This is a genomic window from Hydrocarboniphaga daqingensis, assembly GCF_900129825.1.
Taxonomy (GTDB): Bacteria; Pseudomonadota; Gammaproteobacteria; order Nevskiales; family Nevskiaceae; genus Hydrocarboniphaga; species Hydrocarboniphaga daqingensis.
The window spans coordinates 631,960-650,823 of sequence record NZ_FQWZ01000001.1 but is presented as its reverse complement, the minus strand read 5'-3'; the positions used below and the strand labels follow the sequence as shown (position 1 = coordinate 650,823).

At 62.7% G+C, this 18,864-nt stretch carries 14 protein-coding genes; 2 read left to right on the top strand and 12 right to left on the bottom strand.

Going from position 1 to position 18,864, the window contains the following annotated elements; genetic code table 11:
• Positions 1-17 precede the first annotated feature (17 nt).
• The 3 genes from kdpA to BUB09_RS02910 form a co-directional block, all read right to left on the bottom strand.
• Positions 18-1,715: a potassium-transporting ATPase subunit KdpA gene (gene kdpA, locus BUB09_RS02920; protein WP_072893821.1), complete on the bottom strand. Its 1,698-nt coding sequence runs from the start codon at positions 1,713-1,715 to the stop codon at positions 18-20.
• Positions 1,716-1,718: 3 nt separating this feature from the next.
• Positions 1,719-1,808 carry a K(+)-transporting ATPase subunit F gene (gene kdpF, locus BUB09_RS02915; protein WP_072893817.1) on the bottom strand — a complete coding sequence of 30 codons (90 nt, stop codon included), beginning with the start codon at positions 1,806-1,808 and terminating at the stop codon, positions 1,719-1,721.
• Between the two features lie 109 nt (positions 1,809-1,917).
• Entirely contained in the window at positions 1,918-4,848 is a 2,931-nt protein-coding gene (locus tag BUB09_RS02910) for a protein kinase domain-containing protein (protein ID WP_072893813.1), read from the bottom strand.
• A 320-nt stretch (positions 4,849-5,168) separates the two neighbouring features.
• Here BUB09_RS02910 and BUB09_RS02905 point away from each other — a divergent pair, with 320 nt between their 5' ends.
• Positions 5,169-6,263 (top strand): GGDEF domain-containing protein, encoded by a 1,095-nt coding sequence (locus BUB09_RS02905; protein ID WP_175550089.1) that lies wholly within the window; start codon positions 5,169-5,171, stop codon positions 6,261-6,263.
• A 15-nt stretch (positions 6,264-6,278) separates the two neighbouring features.
• On the opposite strand, the gene BUB09_RS02900 is transcribed toward BUB09_RS02905, so the two are convergent.
• On the bottom strand, positions 6,279-7,379 hold the full coding sequence (locus BUB09_RS02900; protein WP_072894086.1) for a sigma-54 interaction domain-containing protein: 1,101 nt from the start codon (positions 7,377-7,379) through the stop codon (positions 6,279-6,281).
• Between the two features lie 180 nt (positions 7,380-7,559).
• Between BUB09_RS02900 and BUB09_RS02895 the strand changes: the two genes are divergently transcribed.
• The gene (locus tag BUB09_RS02895; RefSeq protein WP_139250076.1) at positions 7,560-7,943 is read left to right on the top strand and encodes a c-type cytochrome; all 384 of its coding nucleotides are present in this window, start codon (positions 7,560-7,562) and stop codon (positions 7,941-7,943) included.
• Between the two features lie 87 nt (positions 7,944-8,030).
• Here the strand turns inward: BUB09_RS02895 and BUB09_RS02890 are convergent, their stop codons facing one another.
• The 8 genes from BUB09_RS02890 to BUB09_RS02855 all read right to left on the bottom strand — a co-directional run bounded on the left by BUB09_RS02890 (position 8,031) and on the right by BUB09_RS02855 (position 18,727).
• The gene (locus tag BUB09_RS02890; protein WP_084083109.1) at positions 8,031-9,476 is read right to left on the bottom strand and encodes a DUF1501 domain-containing protein; all 1,446 of its coding nucleotides are present in this window, start codon (positions 9,474-9,476) and stop codon (positions 8,031-8,033) included.
• 30 nt (positions 9,477-9,506) lie between these two features.
• Entirely contained in the window at positions 9,507-11,972 is a 2,466-nt protein-coding gene (locus tag BUB09_RS02885) for a DUF1549 and DUF1553 domain-containing protein (protein WP_072893807.1), read from the bottom strand.
• A gap of 225 nt (positions 11,973-12,197) precedes the next feature.
• Positions 12,198-15,056 carry a TonB-dependent receptor gene (locus BUB09_RS02880; RefSeq protein ID WP_072893804.1) on the bottom strand — a complete coding sequence of 953 codons (2,859 nt, stop codon included), beginning with the start codon at positions 15,054-15,056 and terminating at the stop codon, positions 12,198-12,200.
• Between the two features lie 354 nt (positions 15,057-15,410).
• Positions 15,411-16,001, bottom strand: coding sequence for a peroxiredoxin (locus BUB09_RS02875; RefSeq protein ID WP_175550088.1), 591 nt, complete (start codon positions 15,999-16,001; stop codon positions 15,411-15,413).
• Positions 16,002-16,007: 6 nt separating this feature from the next.
• Positions 16,008-16,310, bottom strand: coding sequence for a hypothetical protein (locus BUB09_RS02870; protein WP_139250075.1), 303 nt, complete (start codon positions 16,308-16,310; stop codon positions 16,008-16,010).
• 137 nt (positions 16,311-16,447) lie between these two features.
• Positions 16,448-16,915, bottom strand: a complete 468-nt coding sequence (locus tag BUB09_RS02865) for a c-type cytochrome (protein WP_072893800.1) — start codon at positions 16,913-16,915, stop codon at positions 16,448-16,450.
• 73 nt (positions 16,916-16,988) lie between these two features.
• Complete coding sequence (locus BUB09_RS02860; protein WP_072893798.1) at positions 16,989-17,720, bottom strand: cytochrome b/b6 domain-containing protein; 732 nt, start codon at positions 17,718-17,720, stop codon at positions 16,989-16,991.
• Between the two features lie 8 nt (positions 17,721-17,728).
• Positions 17,729-18,727: an SMP-30/gluconolactonase/LRE family protein gene (locus tag BUB09_RS02855; protein ID WP_072893778.1), complete on the bottom strand. Its 999-nt coding sequence runs from the start codon at positions 18,725-18,727 to the stop codon at positions 17,729-17,731.
• Positions 18,728-18,864: the final 137 nt, after the last annotated feature.

Sequence of the window (18,864 nt, the reverse complement as noted above, 5' to 3'; positions counted from 1 at the left end):
CACTTGCTCGTTGTTGACTAGAACTGCCGGCCGGCCGTCGCGGATAGCTGCTCGGCGACCGGGCCGAGTGCCAGCACCGGGAAGTAGGTCAGCGCACCGACGATCAGAATCACGCCGATCAACAGCGCGACGAACAGACCTCGATCGGTCGGGAACGTACCCGCCGATACCGGCAGCCTCTTCTTGTTTGCCAAGCTGCCGGCAATCGCCAGCACGGCGGCGATCGGGAGGTAGCGTCCGATGGTGATGGCGATCGTCAGCAGCACGTTGTGGAACGGTGTGTTCGCGCTCAGGCCAGCGAACGCTGATCCGTTGTTGCCGGTCGCCGATGTATAGGCGTACAGCAGCTCCGACAAACCATGCGGGCCTGGATTGAGGATGCCGACCCGTCCTGCTTCAAAGGCGATGGCAGTGGCGCCGACGATCAGCGTTCCTAGCGGCATGGGTAGCAGCGCTGCGAACACGACCAGCTTGATCTCGCGAGCTTCGATCTTCTTCCCCAGGTATTCCGGCGTGCGGCCAACCATCAGACCGGCGATGAAAACGGTCAGCACGGCGAATATCAGCATGACGTACAAGCCTGACCCAACGCCGCCGAAGATCACTTCTCCCAACTGGATCATCACCATCGGCACCAAACCGCCCAATGCCGTGAAGCTGTCGTGCATCGCATTGACGGCGCCGCAACTGGCGGCCGTCGTGATGACCGCAAACAGTGACGACCCACTGATGCCGAAGCGGACTTCCTTTCCTTCCATGTTGCCGCCGGCGGGATCAGCGCCCGCGGCGATCAAGAACGGATTGCCTTGCTGTTCCGCCCATGTGCAGATCGCCACTCCCAGCAGCAGCGGAATCAACATGGCGACGAACAGCGCTCGTGCCTGTCGAGGCTGGTCGAGCATGCGGCCGAACATCATCACCAGCGCGCCGGGCAGCAGCAGGATCGACAACATCTCGATCATGTTGCTCAGTGGCGTCGGATTCTCGTACGGGTGCGCCGAGTTGGCATTGAAGTAGCCGCCGCCATTGGTGCCGATCATCTTGATCGCTTCTTGGGATGCGATGGCACCCAGCGGTATCGTCTGTTGCGATCCTTCCAGCGTGGTCGCCACGATCCGGGCATCGAAGGTCTGCGGCACGCCCTGCCACACCAGCAGCAGAGCGGTGAAGCAGCTGATCGGTAACAGCACCCAGATGACCGAGCGTGTCATATCGACCCAGTAGTTGCCGATCCGGTCGGTATTGACGCGAGTGAAACCGCGGATCATCGCGAGCAGTACGGCGATACCGGTGGCCGGCGACAGGAAGTTTTGCAGCGTCAGCCCCAGCATCTGGCACAGAGCGGATACCGAGCTCTCGCCGGCATAAGACTGCCAGTTGGTGTTGGTGACAAAGCTCACCGCGGTGTTCAAGGCGAGGTGCCAGGACATGCCCGGTGTGTTGGCCGGGTTCAGAGGCAGCCATCCCTGCAGCATCAGCATTGACATCAGCAACAGCACGCCACCGACGTTGAGTGTCAGCAGCGACTGCAGATATTCCGACCAATGCTGCTCCCGCTGCTCGTCGATGCCGCAGCAGCGGTAGAGCCATCGCTCGAGTCGGGGTGTGGGTCCGGCCTTCGGATCGAGAACTCGAGACAGATAAATGCCGAGCAGCGGACACAGCAGCATCAGTCCCGCTACGTAGACACACAGTTGCGTCAGATCGGGTCGCATGGCCTAGAAGCGCTCCGCTCGGACCAATGCGTAGAGCAGATACGCCATCAGCAGCAGCGCGATGAGGCTTCCCAGCAGGTAGTCGAGGCTCATGGGGCCTGTCCGTCATTGGCAGGCCGGTAGTATCAAGAGTCGCCGCGTAAAGGCTCTATTGCGACGGGAGCAGCGCCGCGTAAGGGATGCGTAAAGATCGACTGATCGATCAGCGTGTCGTCGTCGCTGCGGCTGCATCGATGATCGCCAAGCGTCGTTGCGACAGCTCCGATTTCAATGCTGCAGATCCCAGCGACCGGCTGAGGTCGAGTGTCTTTTGCGCTTGTTCGATCAACTGCAAGGCGACGGTATGCGCGCCGGCGACACTGGCGTGCTCGGCAAGATCGAGTTGCGCACGCGCCAGTACCGGCTTGGCCGCCTGTCGACTGGCGATGGCCACCACGTCGCGAAGATCATCAATCGCAGCTTGAGCATCGGCGCCGTGCCGCAATTGAAACTCGGCTCGCTGTACGCGCGCTTCCAGCGCCGATTCGGCCTCGGGATGGCCGAGCGCCGCGAATGCGGCCACGGCCTCGTCGTAGGCTTGTTCCGCAGCCTGTAAACGGCCGAGACGTTCGAGCGCCACGCCGTGGCTCAGTGCGAAGTCGCCATCGGTCAGCGGTAGCGGTGGCTGCCCCAGCACGTGCGTATTGCGCAGCGTGACCAGTATGGCTTCGGCACCCGCTGCATCGCCTTGCGCCAGCATCAGCCGCGCGCGGGTCAGGCGCAGCATTTCGGGGCGCGCGTCGGGTCGGCGCTGCTTGAGTACGCGCAGTCGCTGACTGGCCTGATCGATCAGTTGCAGCGCTGCGGCAATATCGCCGCGTGCGGCTCGGGTATTGGCACGGATCAGCACGGCGTCGATGTAGTAAGGCGATTCGCCGCCATCGATTGCGCGCAGCACGGCTTCGGCTTCGGTTGCGCTGGCCTCGGCAGCGTCGGCGTCGCCGCTTCGATATTCGACGACGGCACGTTGTTGCAGCGATACGCCGATCATTACGTCGTTGCGCATTTCGCCCGAGTCCCCGCCGAAGCTCTGGCCGGGTCGCTGGCGCTCTTGTGCGATGTTGTCGCTGTGACAGCGACGCGCTTCATCGAGCTGGTCCGTAGTCGCCAGTGCAACGCACAGGTTGAAGCGATTCCAGCGCGCGATCACGGTGGGTGTTTCGATCTTGCGATCCAGTTCGGTGGCCCGGGTGAAGGCATCCAAGCTGCGGTCGGCGCGGCCGATCGGTGGCAGTGCGTCGCGCCCCGATACACGCAGCCACTGCGATTCCAGAGCGCTGCCGCGAGCGCCCATCTGGTCGATCAGCTCGGCGGCACGTTTCAACGGTGTCGCCGTGTCGTAACTGCCGCCGTGTTCGAATTCGCGGTAGACCAGCCGCATTCTGGCCAGGTCGATCAGTGCGCGGACGTGTTCGGCGCTGGTCGCGCCGTAGATTTGTTCGTTGAGCCGTACCATCCGTTCGAGCAAGGCCATCGCTTTAGCGTATTCGGCCCAGCTGTAGTGCAGCAGGTAGCCGCGGTCGACGATGTCGAGCAGCACTTTGGGCTGGTCGGCGAACTCCGCGTCGGCGCGGGTCAACATCAGCTCGGCGATTTCTCTCGCGGTCAGCGAGCCGGGCGCGCGGTCGCCCAGCGTGGCGACGTTATTCGAGTCCAGGATATCCGTCAGGAACTTGCTGGTCGCCGCCGCTTGGCGCGCCTGCTCGTCGGCGCGTTTCGCGGCGTATCGCGCTTGCGTGGCAAACCACAGGCTCGCACCCAAGCCCAAGGTCAGGACGATGGTCAGCGCGGTCAGCCATTTGCGGCGTAGCTGCCAGCGCCGCTCGGCTTCGCGACGCTGCTGTTCCCGCTGGGTCTGCTGCTGTTGTTCGGCACGCTGGCGGCGCCGGGCGTCCAGCGTCCGCAGTCGCCGCGCCAGGTCGGCGGCACTGCTCAGCCGGTTTTCGGTGCGCAGCGCCGCACTGGCGGCGATATCGTCGGCCAGCACCGGGTCGGTGATCTCCAGTTCCCAGCCGGGCGCCAGCGGGCGCTGAAAATCACTAACCTGCAACTGGTAGATGATCACGCCAAGTGCGTAGATGTCCGACTGGACGGTCGGCTGCTGCCCCGCGAGCAATTCAGGCGCCAGATAAAGTGGCGTGCCGCTGTTGCTGTTATCGGCCACGGTCTGGGTAAATCCGAGCCGCGTGATATTCAGCTGGCGGGCAGCATCGGCTTCGATAATCCGGCCGCTGCCGAAATCGCCCAATTTGATTTGCAGCCGTGCCGGGTCCCGATTATCGACCAGGATATTCGCCGGCTTCAGATCTTTATGTAATACGCCGGCCAAGTGCGCGGCGGCCAGCGTATCGGCGATCTGGATCGCCAGATCGATTTTGATCGCTGGGTCGATCAATTCAAGGCCGCCCATGGAGCGTGACCAGTCCAGCAGCGACCCGCCGGCGACGTGATCGGCTTCGATGAAGAATGGCAGCTGTTCCAGGTTCCAATCGAGAATCTGGATCAGGCCGGGGTGGTCGCCGTGAACATGGGTCATGACGCGATACAGCGTGATCTCGCGCTTGAGCCCGCCCAGGCCATCGGCATCGACGGCGAACTTGAACACACGCTCGTCGCCGGTCTTTTGATGCCGTGCGAGCCAGGCTTCGCCGAAGCCGCCATGCCCCAGTGGACGGACCAGCTGCCAATGCGGACGCAGCGGCGGTGAGTAACCGGGCGCCAGCGTCGGAGTTGCCGGCGCCTCGTCGATCAGTGTCTCGACGGTGACCGCCGCGTCGAGCCGGTAGCCAAGCCCGTGGACCGTTTTGATCATGCCGGGCCCCTGGGTGCCGAGCGCTTGGCGCAACACGGCCATCGTCTTGGTCAGCACCGAGTCGCTGAGCACACGGCCCGGCCAGACCTCGGCCTGCAGTTCGTCCTTGGTCAGTACCTCGGCGGGATGACGCAGCAAGAACAGCAGCAAGCTCAGGGGCTTGGGTTCAATCTCGACCGGCGTGCCGTCAACGGTCAAGGTCAGGCTCAGCGCATCGAGGACGCAGTTGCCGAAGCGCCAGCGAGCGATGCGTGCGGGGTCGGGCGGGGCGGCGGTTGCCATGGAATGCATCGGTGACGCCGGAGGTCCGTTCCTGCGCGTCTCCTCGAGGTATCGATGCCGTGCCGTTCCTACGCAGGCCACTCGTTGCGCCGTAGGAAAAAGGTAGTGATTCGGTAAAGACCCCGCGGCGCACGTGATCTTAGTCTGCGTGCATGACAGCGACAACGGACCCCAACGTGGTCAGCAGCAAGCGACAGCGGCCGCCGCGCCTGCCATGGACGTCGGTCCGACGGCACCAGCAAGACGCCGCCGGCGACGGCGCCCTGGCTGAGATCCGGTATCTGGCACGGATTCGCGACTCTGGCCGATATCGCGGGCCGATGCCCGACCCGCTGGAGGCGGCCTATCAGCGCGAACAGGCGCGGCTGTACCGGCGCCCCCGCATCCTGCTGTTTTCGCTGCTGGCACTGTTTTTTGGTGGCGCTCCGTATTACGGACACTCGATATTTTTTGACGCCACCCACGATGTCACGGCATTTGAATGGCCGCTGGTGATATCGGGATTAATGTTGGCGGCGGTCGCGATGATGATTTACGTCAACCCTGATTGCCGGTTGTCACGCTGGTTGCAAACGACGGCGTCCGTGGCCCTTTGCATCGGCATCGAAGTGTTGGTTTATCTTGGCGACCGCGGTGCGATCCTGTATTCGCCCGGCGTGGCATCGACGATATTCGGGTCGATCATTATCTTCACCGGCTTTTTCAACCGATGGATTATGGTCAGTTGCTTGATCTGGTTCGGCACGTGTGCCGCCATCACGCTGACCTTGGACTCGAGCCCGTTGATCGGTTTGCGGCTGTTCGGCGTCGGCTTGTCGGCCACGACTTATTTGCTGGCCGCGTTCATGGTGGACCGCAACGCACGCGTCGCCTGGGTCAACCGACGACATGCGCAGCTGACCTCGACGGTCGACCCGCTGACCGGGCTGGGGACGCGCGCCGAGTTCAACCAGCGCTACCAAAAGCAGTTCCAGCAGGCATTGCGTGACGACAAGCCGGTCGGCGTCATGTTGCTGGACCTGGACTTCTTCAAGCGGATCAACGACCGCTATGGTCATCTGGCCGGCGACCGCGTACTGGAGGCAGTGGGTCGGCTGATCGTCGACCGCTTCGCGCGGCGGCCGGGCGATCTGCGGATCCGCTACGGCGGCGAGGAGATACTGCTGCTGTGGTACGACGCCAGCGCTGATGCGGTCAACGAAGAAGCGCTGCGCTTGCTCGATGAAATCCGGCAACTGCGCGTGCTGCTGGAGATCAATAGCGAACCTCTGCAAGTGACCGCGAGTGCAGGGCTGATTTGCGGCAAAGCCGGTGCGATGGCCGACTCGACCGCTGTACTGCATCGTGCCGACGAGTTGTTGTACGAAGCCAAGCGGCGAGGCCGCGATCAGCTGGTCGCCGAGCATCGCGCCTGAAGTCGGTTTTGGATTTCAGCTGTTGGTGATCTCGGTTTGGCGCTCGCTCAGATAGCCGTACTTTTTCAGCAGCGTGCGCAGTACGTTGCGCGAAATACCGAGGACGGCGGCAGCGCGCACCTGGTTGTAGCCGCTGTATCGAAACGCCTCGTCGACGATCTGATGTTCGAGCGTGTTGTACAGATCGGGTGTGTTCAACGACAGCAGCTCCTGAACCGCACTGCTGATCCGCTCACGCGGAGGTGCCGCCGTCGCCGTGGCGCTGCCGTTGGATGGGTGACTGATGCTGTTGAGCTTCAGATGCTCGGGACGTACTTCGAGATCGCTGCAGACCAGCAATGCGAAGTGGATGACGTTTTCGAGCTCTCGTATGTTGCCAGGCCAAGCGTAGGCTTCGAGCGCCGTGATTGCCGCTGCACTGAAGCTGGGTCGAGTTGTATTGAGCTTCTGTGCATAGACGCCCAGAAAGTGTTGCGCTAGCGGCATGATGTCGCTGATCCGCTCACGCAGCGGTGGCACGCGTAACTGCGCGATGTTCAATCGATAGAACAGATCGAGCCGGAAGCGTTGCGCCGCGACGGCATCGTTGAGGTCGACATTGGTGGCAGCCACCAGCCGTATATCGATCGGTATCGCGCGACGCGAGCCGAGTCGGGTCACTTCGCATTCCTGCAACACTCGCAGCAGCTTGACCTGCAGCGACAGCGGCAGATCGCCGATCTCATCCAGAAACAAGGTGCCGCCGTTGGCTGCTTCGAACCAGCCTTCGCGACGCGTATTCGCGCCGGTGTATGCGCCCTGTTCGTGGCCAAACAATTCACTGTCGGCGAGTTGCTCGCTGATTGCACCGCAGTTGACGGCGACAAATGGGCCGCGGCGCCGGCTGAGGTGGTGAATGTGACGAGCGATCAGCTCTTTCCCGGTTCCGGTTTCGCCAATGATCAGCACGGGTGCTTCGCTTGGCGAGACTTGTTCCAGATAATGCAGCAGTTGCTGAGACAAAGGGTCGGCAAACACCAGCGCCTTGGCTCGTATCGTCGTCGGCTCCGCGCTGGCGCCACGCAACTCGAGTATCCGACTATCGGCGGCGCCCAAGTGTTGTCCTGCTCGGTCCATCAGTCCCATCCTTCATCCCCAGTCGAGCGCGTGCGTCCCGCCTTTGCGCCGCGCCACTGTAGTGGCCGGTAATGAGGGCGACCAATAGCTATCGCTACTATGTTTATTAGGGCGATCTGGCAGTCGCCGTGGTGCGGTCCTTGCAGTCGACTCGGATTCGTCCGACACGATCCCAACGCAATGCCGATAGTCGAACTGCTGGAGCGAGTAGCGCGGGATGCAGCATCAGGTCGTCGTATCGTGCGCGTGGCCGCGTTGGTGGTGAGTCTGTTGCCGATCAATACCGCTCGCGCCGATGCCGCAACGCTGGAGCCGATGCTGGAGGCGGCTGGCTGCATCGGCTGCCATCGGATCGAATCACGCTTGGTTGGCCCTGCGATGCAGGACGTCGCCGCGCGGTATCGCAACGAGGTGCAAGCCGATATCGCCGCTGCACTATTTGAAAAGATCCGCAACGGCGGCGAAGGCAACTGGGGCGACATGCCGATGCCGGCGAAGTCGGATGACAACTTACCGGACGACGAACTTCGCGCCTTGATCGCCGAGATTCTGCGCTTGCGCTGAATCACCGGCCTGTGGTGTAGCCAACACGCCGGGCCCATCACTGTTGCGAAGGCAGCAGTGCAGGCTGCCTTCGCAACGACGATGCTGCTACGCGAACACGTCCTTGACGATCTCGCCGTAGACCACGGTGGGCCGCTCCGAACGTCCGTTGTACAGATACGTGGTCTTCAAGTGGTTCAAGCCCATCGCATGCAGCACCGTTGCCTGGAAGTCGTAGGTGCTAACCGCCTTGCCGACGGTCTTCAGGCCGATGGCATCGGTCTGGCCCATCGAGAAGCCGCCTTTGACGCCGGCACCGGCGAGCCACTGCGTATAGCCCCAGGGATTGTGGTCGCGGCCGGTGCCCGATTGGCCGTAGGACGTGCGGCCGAACTCCGAGGCCCACACCAGCAGCGTCGAGTCGAGCAGGCCGCGTTGCTTCAAGTCCTTTAGCAAGGCGGCGACTGGCTTATCGACCATCTTGGCTTGCGCCGCGTGATTGCCTTCGAGGTCGGAATGCGCGTCCCAGTCGTTGTACTTGCCGGCCTTGCCGGAGACGACCTGCACGAAACGTACACCGTTCTCTACCAAGCGCCGCGCCCGCAGCAGGTTAGTGCCGTAGTCGTTGGTTTCCTCCGTGCCGATGCCGTAGGCGTTACGGGTGGCTTCGGACTCCTTGCTGACATCGACGACGTCGGGAACCGTGGTTTGCATGCGGTATGCAAGCTCGTAGGCTTCCAGCCGCGCCTTGAGTTCCGAGTCGTTCTGATAGCGATTGGCATGGCGCTGATTCACCTGCCGCAGAAAGTCTAGGGAATCGCGCTGCTGGCTCGATGACAAAAGATCCGGCCGATCGAGATACAGGATCGGCGTATCGCCGAGCTGGATCGGAACGCCCTGGTAGACCGCTGGCAGGAAGCCGGCCGAATAGTTGACCGAGCCGCCCGCCAGGCCGCGACCGCCGTTGGACAGCACGATGTAAGGCGGCAGGTTCGGATTGGCCGAGCCGAGCGCATAGGTGATCCACGCACCCAGCGTCGGACGTCCCGGAACCGCGCCGCTGGAGTTCAGCAGCATCGTTGAGATGTCGTGCGTGGCGCCGATGGTTTCCATGTTGTGGATGAACGCCAGCTCGTCGACTTGCTGGGCAAGGTTGGGCAGTAGGTCGGATAGGTACTTGCCGCTCTGGCCGTACTGTTTCCAGGTGCGGTTGGACGCCATCAGCTTGCCTGCGCCGCCCTGGGTATTGACCTGCACGCCCTCCAAAAACGACGGCGGCACGTCCTGATTGTTGAGCTTGATCAGGTCCGGCTTGTAGTCGAAAAGATCCTGGGCTGCCGGCGCACCGTTCATATGCAGCCAGATCACCGATTTGGCTTTGCCCGGGTAGTGCGTCGGCTTGGGATCAAGAAAGCCGCCGCCGACCGCTTCGCCGGCCTGCGCAAGCATCGGGGCAAACACGCCGCCGACGCCGAGCATGCCGCCGACGGTGTAGGCCGCGCCCTTGCCGGCAGCGGTGATGAAGTCACGACGCGATATCTTGTGGTGAGTCATGTTTGAGTCCTGGGTACGAACGACGTCGTCTTAGAAGCGGTAGATGAATTCATTGCTGTTGGCCAGCGCATGCGCCAAATCGACGAACGCTGCCAGGCGTGTCGGGCTGACCTGCGGTGCTTCCTTCAAGCCCACCGGGATGGCGACCGCGAACTTGCCGCCTTCGTTGGTGATCTGCTGGGCAATGATCTGCTCGTGGTGCGAGAGGAACTGCTTGGCCAGCGCGCGTTCTTGCGCATCCGGCGCTCGCGAATACAGCACGCGGTACAGACGCGTCAGCGCTGCGTCCTCATTCGATGCACTGTCGCGATAGACGCGACCGGCCAGCGTCTTGGACCATTCGAACACTTCTTCGTTGTTGAACAGCGTCAGTGACTGCTGCGGCGTGGTGGTGACTTCGCGACGGCTATGCGCGGCTTGCGGCGAGGCGCCGTTGAAGGTTTCCATCATCGGGTAGGGCAGGCTGCGCCGCACGTACATGTAGATGCTGCGCGAATAGCGGTCTTCGGCCTTGTCGGTCTGCGGCCAGAAGTCCGGCACGTTGCGCGCCGACGCCTCATAGATCACTTTCGGCAAGCGCGGAAACGCGCCCGGACCGCCGTCCTTCGGCGTCAGCAAGCCAGCTGCCGCCAGCAGCGAGTCGCGAACCTGCTCGGCATCGAGCCGCTTGCGCGGGAACTGCGCGAGCAGCTTGTTGTACGGGTCGGCTGCGGCCACGTCCTGACGCTCGGCCGATGACTGGCGATATACGCTCGACAGCAGAATCTCGCGCGTGATCGCCTTGGTGCTCCAGCCGCTGTCGACGAAGCGCTTGGCCAGATAGTCGAGCAGTTCGGGATGCGTCGGCTTTTGTCCGGCGCGACCGAAGTCGCTGACCGTCGACACGATGCCGTTCTCAAAGTAATGCGCCCACAGCCGGTTGACGAACACGCGCGGCACGACGGCGTTGTCGGCCGACGCCAGCCAGTTGGCCAGCGCACTACGACGGCCCGACGAATGATCTGTCGGCGTGATCGCGGGCTGCGTCTTACCCGGCGTGAATAGTGCCGGGAACGCAGGCTGCACTTCGTCGACGGGGCGGTGATGGTCGCCGCCGGCATAGATGAACTGCGACGCGGCGTCGGTGCCGTTTTCAAACACGGCGCTGACGATGGTGGCGCCCTGCGGCGGCAGCTTGTCGCGCTGCTTGCGGAACTCCGCGTATAGCTTGCCGAAGGCTTCCTTGCGTGCCTTGATATCGGCCAGCTTGGCCTTGTCGAAGTTGGGCTCGGCGGCCGCCACTTCCAGACGGTTGTTGAAATACCCGTTGGCCGCGGCAAAGAAGCTGACGTCGAAACCGTAGTTCGGGTTGTTGCGGGTTACGTACTGGTCGAAGCGATAGTTCAACCAGCGGTCCAGCGATTTCCACTCGCTGCGCGGCTTCTTCAGCGACACGCGGCCGTCTTCGTAGAAGCGCTCATGCCCGTAGTTGACGATCTCATCGCGATAAGGCTCGACGAATGCGCTCAGGCGGCTGCGGATGTCGACAGTGGCAGCTTCCCAAGCGGCGTAGTCGGCTTCGAACTTGCGCTCGCGTTCGCCCTTGTCGATCACCGGCAGGTTGTCGCTTGGCAGCGTGTTGGCGAAGAATGCCTGCAGCTGGAAGTATTCCTTCTGCGACACCTTGTCGAACTTGTGATCGTGGCAGCGCGCGCACTCGATCGGATGGCCGAGGATTGCCGTCCCGACGGTGTCGGTCATGTCGGTGATCGCGTTGTAGCGCTTTTCGAGCAGGTCGCGGTGGTCCGGTGCATCGGGATAGCCACGCAGGAAGCCGGTGGCAATCAGGGCCTCCTGCTTGCCCGGCCACAGTTCGTCGCCGGCGATCTGCTCGCGGATGAACTGATCGTAGGGCTTGTCGTCATTGAACGACTTGATCACGTAGTCGCGGTAACGCCACATGCCGGGGCGCGACTCGTCGTCCTGAAAGCCCTGTGTATCGGCATAGCGAGCCAGATCGAGCCAGCGGCGTCCGATACGTTCGCCGTACTGCGGTGATGCCAGCAACTTGTCGACGACTTTTTCATAGGCTTGCGGCGAGGTGTCGTTGACGAAGGCGGCCACATCCTCGGGCGTCGGAATCACGCCGGTCACGTCCAGGTAGACACGGCGGATCAGCGTGGCGCGGTCGGCATCGGCCGACGGCTTCAAGCCCTTTTTGTCGAGCTTGGCCAGCACCAGCTTGTCGACCGGCGTCCGCGCCCACTTGGCCTGCTTGAGTGTGGCCGGCAACGCGGGTGCTTCGAGCGGACGGTAGGCCCAGTTCGACGGCAGCTTGGCGGTCGGCTTGTCATCGGCGGGCTTTTGAAACACGCCATGCGGGATCGGTGTCGTCGGCTTGGCTGCGACGGCGGCGCCGGCCGCCGCTTTCATGTCGTCGGCGGCGGCAACGGCCGTTGCCAGACCAAGACTGCTTGCAAGGCCTAGGGCCGTGACGAAGCGGGTGCGGCGGGTCATCGAATCTCTCCTGAAACCGTCATGTCGGGTGCGAGCCCACACCGTGCGCGAGCAAGCGGCGTACCACGGGGCGGTGCTCGGATGAAGGGTGTAAGTAGCTGTTAAGGCGAATAAAAATGCCGCCAGTTACAGCGCGAGTGAGCCGCACTGCTGGCAGGCCAGCAGTGCGGTGGTGGAATCGGCACAGGCGTGTTGCTTCCACCACAGCGCTGCTGGCGGCTGTGCTTACAAGCGGCTGGAGAAGGTCAGGCCGAACTGGCGCGGGAAGCCGGGGGCGAAAGCGTTCCAAGTCCGGTTGCGCACGGTGTCGTCGTCAAACACGTTCTTGACGAAGAACGACACTTCGGCGCGCCCCGCCGAGTCGCCGAAGGTCAGCGACGCATCGGTCAGCGTCTGTGCCGGGATCACGCCGAACGATGACAGCGCGTTGTCCGAGTTGAACTTGGTCGAGTAGCTGGTCGTCACGGAACTGCGCAGCTGCTTTTCGTTGGCCAGCGGCAGTGTGTGGGTCAGGCCGATATTGCCGCTCCACTTTGAGACGCCGGGCAGCGTGTCGCCCGATGCATCGCGGAACGGCCCTTCGTTGGCTCGCTCGACCGGGTTGGCAATCGTCGGGAAGCTCTTGTAGTAAGCGTCGTTGTACGCCGCCGCATAGCGGATCTCCAGATTGCGAAAGCCGGTGTAGACGCCGTCGATCTCGACACCCTGTGCACGCACCTTGGGTACGTTGCCGGCTGCCGACACATAGGTGAGCTGGCCGTTGGCTTCGGTGGCCAGCTCGTCGACGAGCAACACGTTCTGCTGATAGTCCTTGATATCGTTCAAGTACACCGCGACGTTGAACAGCAAGTCACCGCCGAGCAGCGTCGATTTGCTGCCGATTTCGTATGCGCGGTTCTTCTCTGGACGAATCTCGTAGGACGTCGGAACGCCGGTGGTCGACAGCACGCCGGGCAGACCGGACTTCTCGCCGTACGACAACGACAGATAAGCGTTGACGTTCTCGGTGATCTGGTAACGCGGAACGACGTTATAGGTGTAGATGTCGCCTTTGTACGCGTCTGCAGTGAATGGCCCGAAGTTGGCGCCGATACGACCGTTGCGGATCGTCTTGGCATCGGCCACTTGGCGCTTCTGTGCGGCGCTGAGCTCGGCATAGCTATTCAGGCCGAAGTAGCGCTGCGCAACTTGATTGGCGATCGCCAGTTGGGCCTCGCTGTTGGTCACCGCCAGTTCGCCTTGAGCGTTGTTACCAAAGCCGCCGAGGCTGACCGGGTTGAGCAACGTACCGAAGCCCTGCTCCTTGATAAAGGCGCTGGCCGTCAATTCACGCTTCTCCTGTCCGGCGCGAATGCCGGTGTTGATCGTCAGCGGCTCGGTGATGTGCCAGTCCGCGTTGGCGTAGAGCGCCGTCGAGGTGTTGTCGGAGCGTGTCGGCGCTTTACGCCACAAGTCGGCCAGCGAATCGTTCAGCAGCGCGCGTCCGGACACTCCGTTGGGGCCGGTGGTATCGAGCCGACCGTACTGTGCGTTGGTGGCAAACCAGGCGCCGCCATCGGTGCCGAAGATCGAATTGCCGGCTGAATCGCTGATGGCCTCCTGGAAGAACAGGCCGGTCTGGTAGTCGACTACGCCGTCGATCTGCGACACCAGCCGCAGTTCCTGACCGTATTGCTTGTAGTACTTGTTCTGCCCAGCAGCGGTCTGCACGTCGAATACCGTGCCTTCGTCGTCGCGGAACGCGTTGAAGTAGTAGTCGCGCGCATGGCTGATCGCGCTGACCTGGTAGCGATCGGCCAGCAGCCAGTTGAACTCAAGGTTGGCACCGTTGCTGCCGGTCACCACGCCCTGCTGCGTATCGCTGGCAATGAATTCCTGGCTGAAGTAGTCGCCGACGACCGTATAGTCGGTGTTGCGCGTGAACCAAGGCCGCGACAGGCGCTGCTCGGTGGTTAGATTGGTATTGGGGCTACCGTCGGCGAACGTGGCTGGCGTCTGCGAGAAGAAGAAATTGGTCGAACCGATGTTGACGTTCTCGCTGTTGCGAGGATTGATGTCGAGGCTGAGCCTTGAGTTGAACGTCGAACTGGGCTGTAGCAGCAACTGGATTCGGCCCGAAACGCGGTCCGAGCTGATGTAGCGGTTGTCCGGGTTGTAGCTGTTCAGAATCCAGCCGCCGCCCTTGTCGACGTTCAGCGTCGTCCGGTACGCCAACAGCTGGTCCACCAAGGCGCCGGTGCTGATGCCGGTGGCTTTGATGCTGCCGTTGCCGCGCGCCCAGTCCTGGCCTTCGTACTTGCTGATGCCGACGATCACCTCGTTGCCCGGCGTGAACGAAGGACGCTTGTAGTTGACGCGGATCGCGCCGATCGACGAATTGCGCCCGAAGCTGGTGCCTTGCGGGCCGCGCGCTACTTCGACCGTGTCGACGTCGACGAAGTTGAAGTACGCCATCTGGTTGAACGCGTAGGCGATGCCGTCTACGTACAAGCCGACGCTGGGATCGCCGTTGTCGACGTTGGCGATCTTGCCTAGGCCACGGATCGAATAGTTGCTGGTCGAGCTGTTGCCGTAGTTCCACTTGACGTTGCCCAAGCGACGCGTGATCGCTTCCAGCGTGACGGCGTCTTCGCGGCGCAGGTCGTCGCCGGTCACCAGCGAAATCGACTGCGGCACATCGATCACCTTCTGCAGCGACTTCTTGGCGGTGACGATCACGTTTTCGATGTCGCCCGGCTTGGCGGGCGGCTCGTCGCGTTCCGGCTCGACTGACGCCGTGCTCTGGATCGATTCAGTAGCAGCAGTGTCAGCAGTCGCGTCGGTCGTCGACGGCGCATCGCTCGTGCTGCTGCCGGCGGCTTGGCGCAACTGCTCGATCTGCTGACGCAGGCGTTCGTTTTCGCGCTGCAGGGTCTCGATGCTGACCTCATCAGCGGACCATGCCGTTGCGCTGCTGCCGACTGCGAGCCCGCCGAGCATCGCAACGATGCCGGACTGAATCAGCTTTTTGTTGATGTGCAGCGGCAGTCGGTCGCTGTCGATGCCGGCGTGCTTGCCCGGCTTGTTGCTGGAACGCTGAACCACGGTTGAACCCCCCCCCACGTATGGCTTGGACGGCCGTGGAGGCAACCGGCATGCCACGAGCGGCGCTTTCGCTGTGCGTAATGGCCTGCGCCAACAGCGTGGAAAACATCATGTAAACATGGGGTTGCAGATGTGACAAACGCTTAGAAGTCGATCGCTGCAGCTTATGCCGTTCACTGCGGTGAATGGCTGCTGGCAATGCAGCAGTCGACATCTCCGCGATGCCCCGAACGCAGCATAAAAAATTAAAGCGCCAAGGCTGTTGGTGGTCGTCGATGCCAAAAAAATAGGCCCCGTAGAACGGGGCCCGTCACACTCAGTGATGTACCGCTGTCGCGCCGTGTCGACGCTGCGTTACGGCGCTGATCGCAACAGTGCCTCAACGATCTGCAAAGCCCGACTCACGTGTTCGGCAGGTGAAACACCGCTGATTGTCTCGATGATTCGTCCATCTCGTCCGACGACGAACGTCGTACGTTCGACGCGCGCGTGATCGATACGCTGGCCTCGCGTGTCGGTTTTGCCCGGCGGGTTGTCGCTGACCTGCAAGCCGAAGCGGCGCGCGATCGTGCCGTCGAGGTCGGAGGCGACGCGGACTTTGCCGGCGCAGTACTGCGGATCAGCCGAAAACGCGTTGAGTCGATCGATGCTGTCAAGCGAAACGCCAACCACGCTGGCACCGGCGGCAGCGAAGCGCTCGCTGTTCTCTGAGAAAAGATGCGCTTGCAGATTGCAGCCGCCAGTGAACGCCGATGGATAGAAGTAGACGACGACCGGGCCTGTGGACAGCGCTTGCGTCAGTGAATAGTCGGCGGCAATGCCATTGAGCGAGGCGGGTGCCGAGAATGCGGGTGCGCTCTTGCCGGCCGACAGCGGCGCTGCAGTTGCGGTAAAGCTGCCGGCAGCCAGCATCATTGTCGCCAGCCCGTACTTGATTATCGACATTACGCTTCAGCTCTTTTTGTACAGCTTGTGGCAGGCCTTGCAGTTGCGCGAAAACTCCGACTGCTTGAGGTTGGCGGTTTCAAAATCGCCGGCGCCGATGTGCTCGTGGATCTGCACCAGTAGTGCGCGCGCATCCTGCGTGATCTTCACTGCGTCGTCGGCTCCGCCTTTGGCGCTGTAGTGCGTCTCAACTTGTGCCAGCAGCGCGTCGAGATCCGCCAGGTTGCCGTCGGCCGATGCCGCATCTTCCAGCGACAGGTTCGACACCAGTTCCTTGGACGTATCGTCGACGGTCTGCATTAGATCCATGTCGAACTCGCTTTCGGCCCATGACGCGGTAGCAAAGGCGAGCAGCGCCGCGAACGACCACGGCGCGTATCGCCGAGTGCGACGTCGAATTGCGTTGTTAGACATTGTTGTCAGCATGCATCTGCGAGGGTCGGGATTCAGTCTTTGGCCTTGTATTCGTCGTGGCAGGCTTTGCAGGTTTGGTTGAGCTTGCCGAACTGCGCCTTGACGCTGGCCTGATCGCCGCTTGCGGCAATGCGCGCCAACTCCGTGGCCTCCTGGCTGAAGTTGGCGGCCAGCGTGCCAACTTTGCTGTCGGCGGCGAACAGTTCGGCCTTGGCCGCAGTGTCGTGCCAGCCCTTGCCGGTTTCGGTGCCGGGCGCGAACAGCGCACCGATGCCGCTGTTGGCGATCGCGGCCGTGCTGTTGGCGGCCTTGACCACGTCTTCGCGGTTGAAGGTCGTGCCTTCGACGTTGGCCTTGATTCGCTGGCCGTTCCACGCCAGCACTTGGAATACCGACTGGCGCCACTTGATCAACTGTTCCGGCTTGGGTCCGGACTGTGCCAACGCGGCGGTCGATGCGGTTAGTACGACAAGGCTGGCGATGGCGAGAGTGCGTTTCATGGGTGTCCTGCTGAAGTTGAACAACGAGGGGTTGGTGAACAGTGTCGGCCGCCGTGATCGTGTCGCGCGGTCATCACCACGCCGGTTTTGGTGTGGTGGATTCGATCATCGGTGCGCTCGCCGGCGCTGGGTTGAGCAGTCCGCCGCTGGCAATCCAGGTGATGACAACGGCAGCAAGCAGCGACAGCAGCAGCGCGGCGACGTAGCGAGGTGTCGTCAGCGGTTGGGGCAGCGCTGCGCTGCGCTCGGGGTCGAGCCGCTTGCGTCCGGTCAGCATCGGTGTGATCAGATCGTCGCGCTTGACTCGCAGGTAATAGACGATGGCCACGACATGTAGCGCCGTCAGTACGGCGAGCAGGTAGAACAGCCGGCCGTGCCAGAGGCGCAGCGCGTCGGACGTGTTCTTGTCGACCAGCACCGACAGCGGTGCGTCGAAGCTGATGTCGTCGTTGGTGTACAAGCCGGTCAGCAACTGCGCAATCACGGCCAGCATCAGGACGACGACTGCGATGCCGCCAATCGGCGAATGACCGACGCCGCGCCACTGGCCCCGCCAGTGCGCTCGGATCGCTGCTGGGCCTCGCAGGAACTGCGCAAAGCGCGCCGTTGCGCTCCCGACGATGCCCCAGGCGAGGCGAAAGCCGATCAGCGCGACGACCAGTAAGCCGCTGCGCAAATGCCAGTCGATCCAGGCGCCGCCGACTTCGCCGCTGACGAACGAGGCCAGCAGCGCAACGACCAGCAGCCAGTGGAACAGCCGGGTGGGCAGATCCCAGATGCGCTGGGAAGCAGGCGTCGCGGACATCGGGCTGCTTACTTGGCGCGACCGCGATAGCCGCTGGTCAGTGTCGCGATGCGGTAAACCGCGCCGCGACCGACGACGTACAACGTCTTTTTGTCGTTGCCGGCAAACGCGAGGTTCTGCGGCTTCTTCGGCAAGCGGATGACGCCCAGTGCCTGCGCTTGCGCGCTGAACACTTCGACGCCAGCGTTGGTGGCGACGTAGATGCGGCCATCGGCGTCCACGGCCAGGCCGTCGGCACCGCTGCTCCACGTGCCCTTTTCATCCTGGCTCCAGCCTTCCAGGCGCACGAAGTTGCGCCGACGACTCACGCTGCCGTCGGCGGCCACGTCGAATGCGATCAGGCTGTCGCCGAGCGTGTTGGCCACGTACAACGTCTTTTCGTCGGGACTCAGCTGCACGCCATTGGGCCGCTCGATGTCGTCGGCAAGCCGCTGCAGGCGGCCGTCGGACGTCACGTAATAGACCGCCGGCTTGGCCGGCTTGAGCGTCGACACCGGTGGCGGCGAGTTGGCGTTGGCGCCGGAGTCGGTGAAGTACACGCCGCCGCGTTGGTCGAGCACCAGATCGTTCGGTCGTCCGAACAGCGCGCCTTGAAAGTCGGCGGCCAGCGTCCGCGCCCTGCTTGCGGGCTCGATGATGCCGACGCGCGGATTGGCGGTCTGCACGGCGAACAGATCACCGTTGGCTGCCAGTGCCAGCGCGTTGGCGCCGTTGGTTTGTTCGGAATGGACGGTGACCGTGCCTGCGGCGTCAATTTTGATGATGCGTCCCGCTTGGTTCTCGGTGAATAGCAAGGCGCCGTCGCCGAACGCCAGCGGCCCTTCGGTGCCCTTGAAGCCGTCCTTGATCAAATCGATCGGCGTACCGGCCGCGACGACGCCGGCGATCGCGGTCGGCTGGCGCAACTCGTCCGCCTGGGCGTAGGGCAGACCGGCAGCGGCCAGCAGCAACAGCAAAGACGCCCGGCCGGCGTAGCGGGGCAGGGCAGGGACAGCAGACGACCGCATGCGAAAATCTCCGGATCAGACAGCAGTCCTTTGCCCCGGAGCAGCGTTTGTGCCAGTACGGCGGAATGCGAGTAAAGTACTGAGTTAAAGAAGAAAATCACTCTGGATATAGCACTTTCGGCAGGGGTGGCTGCTGA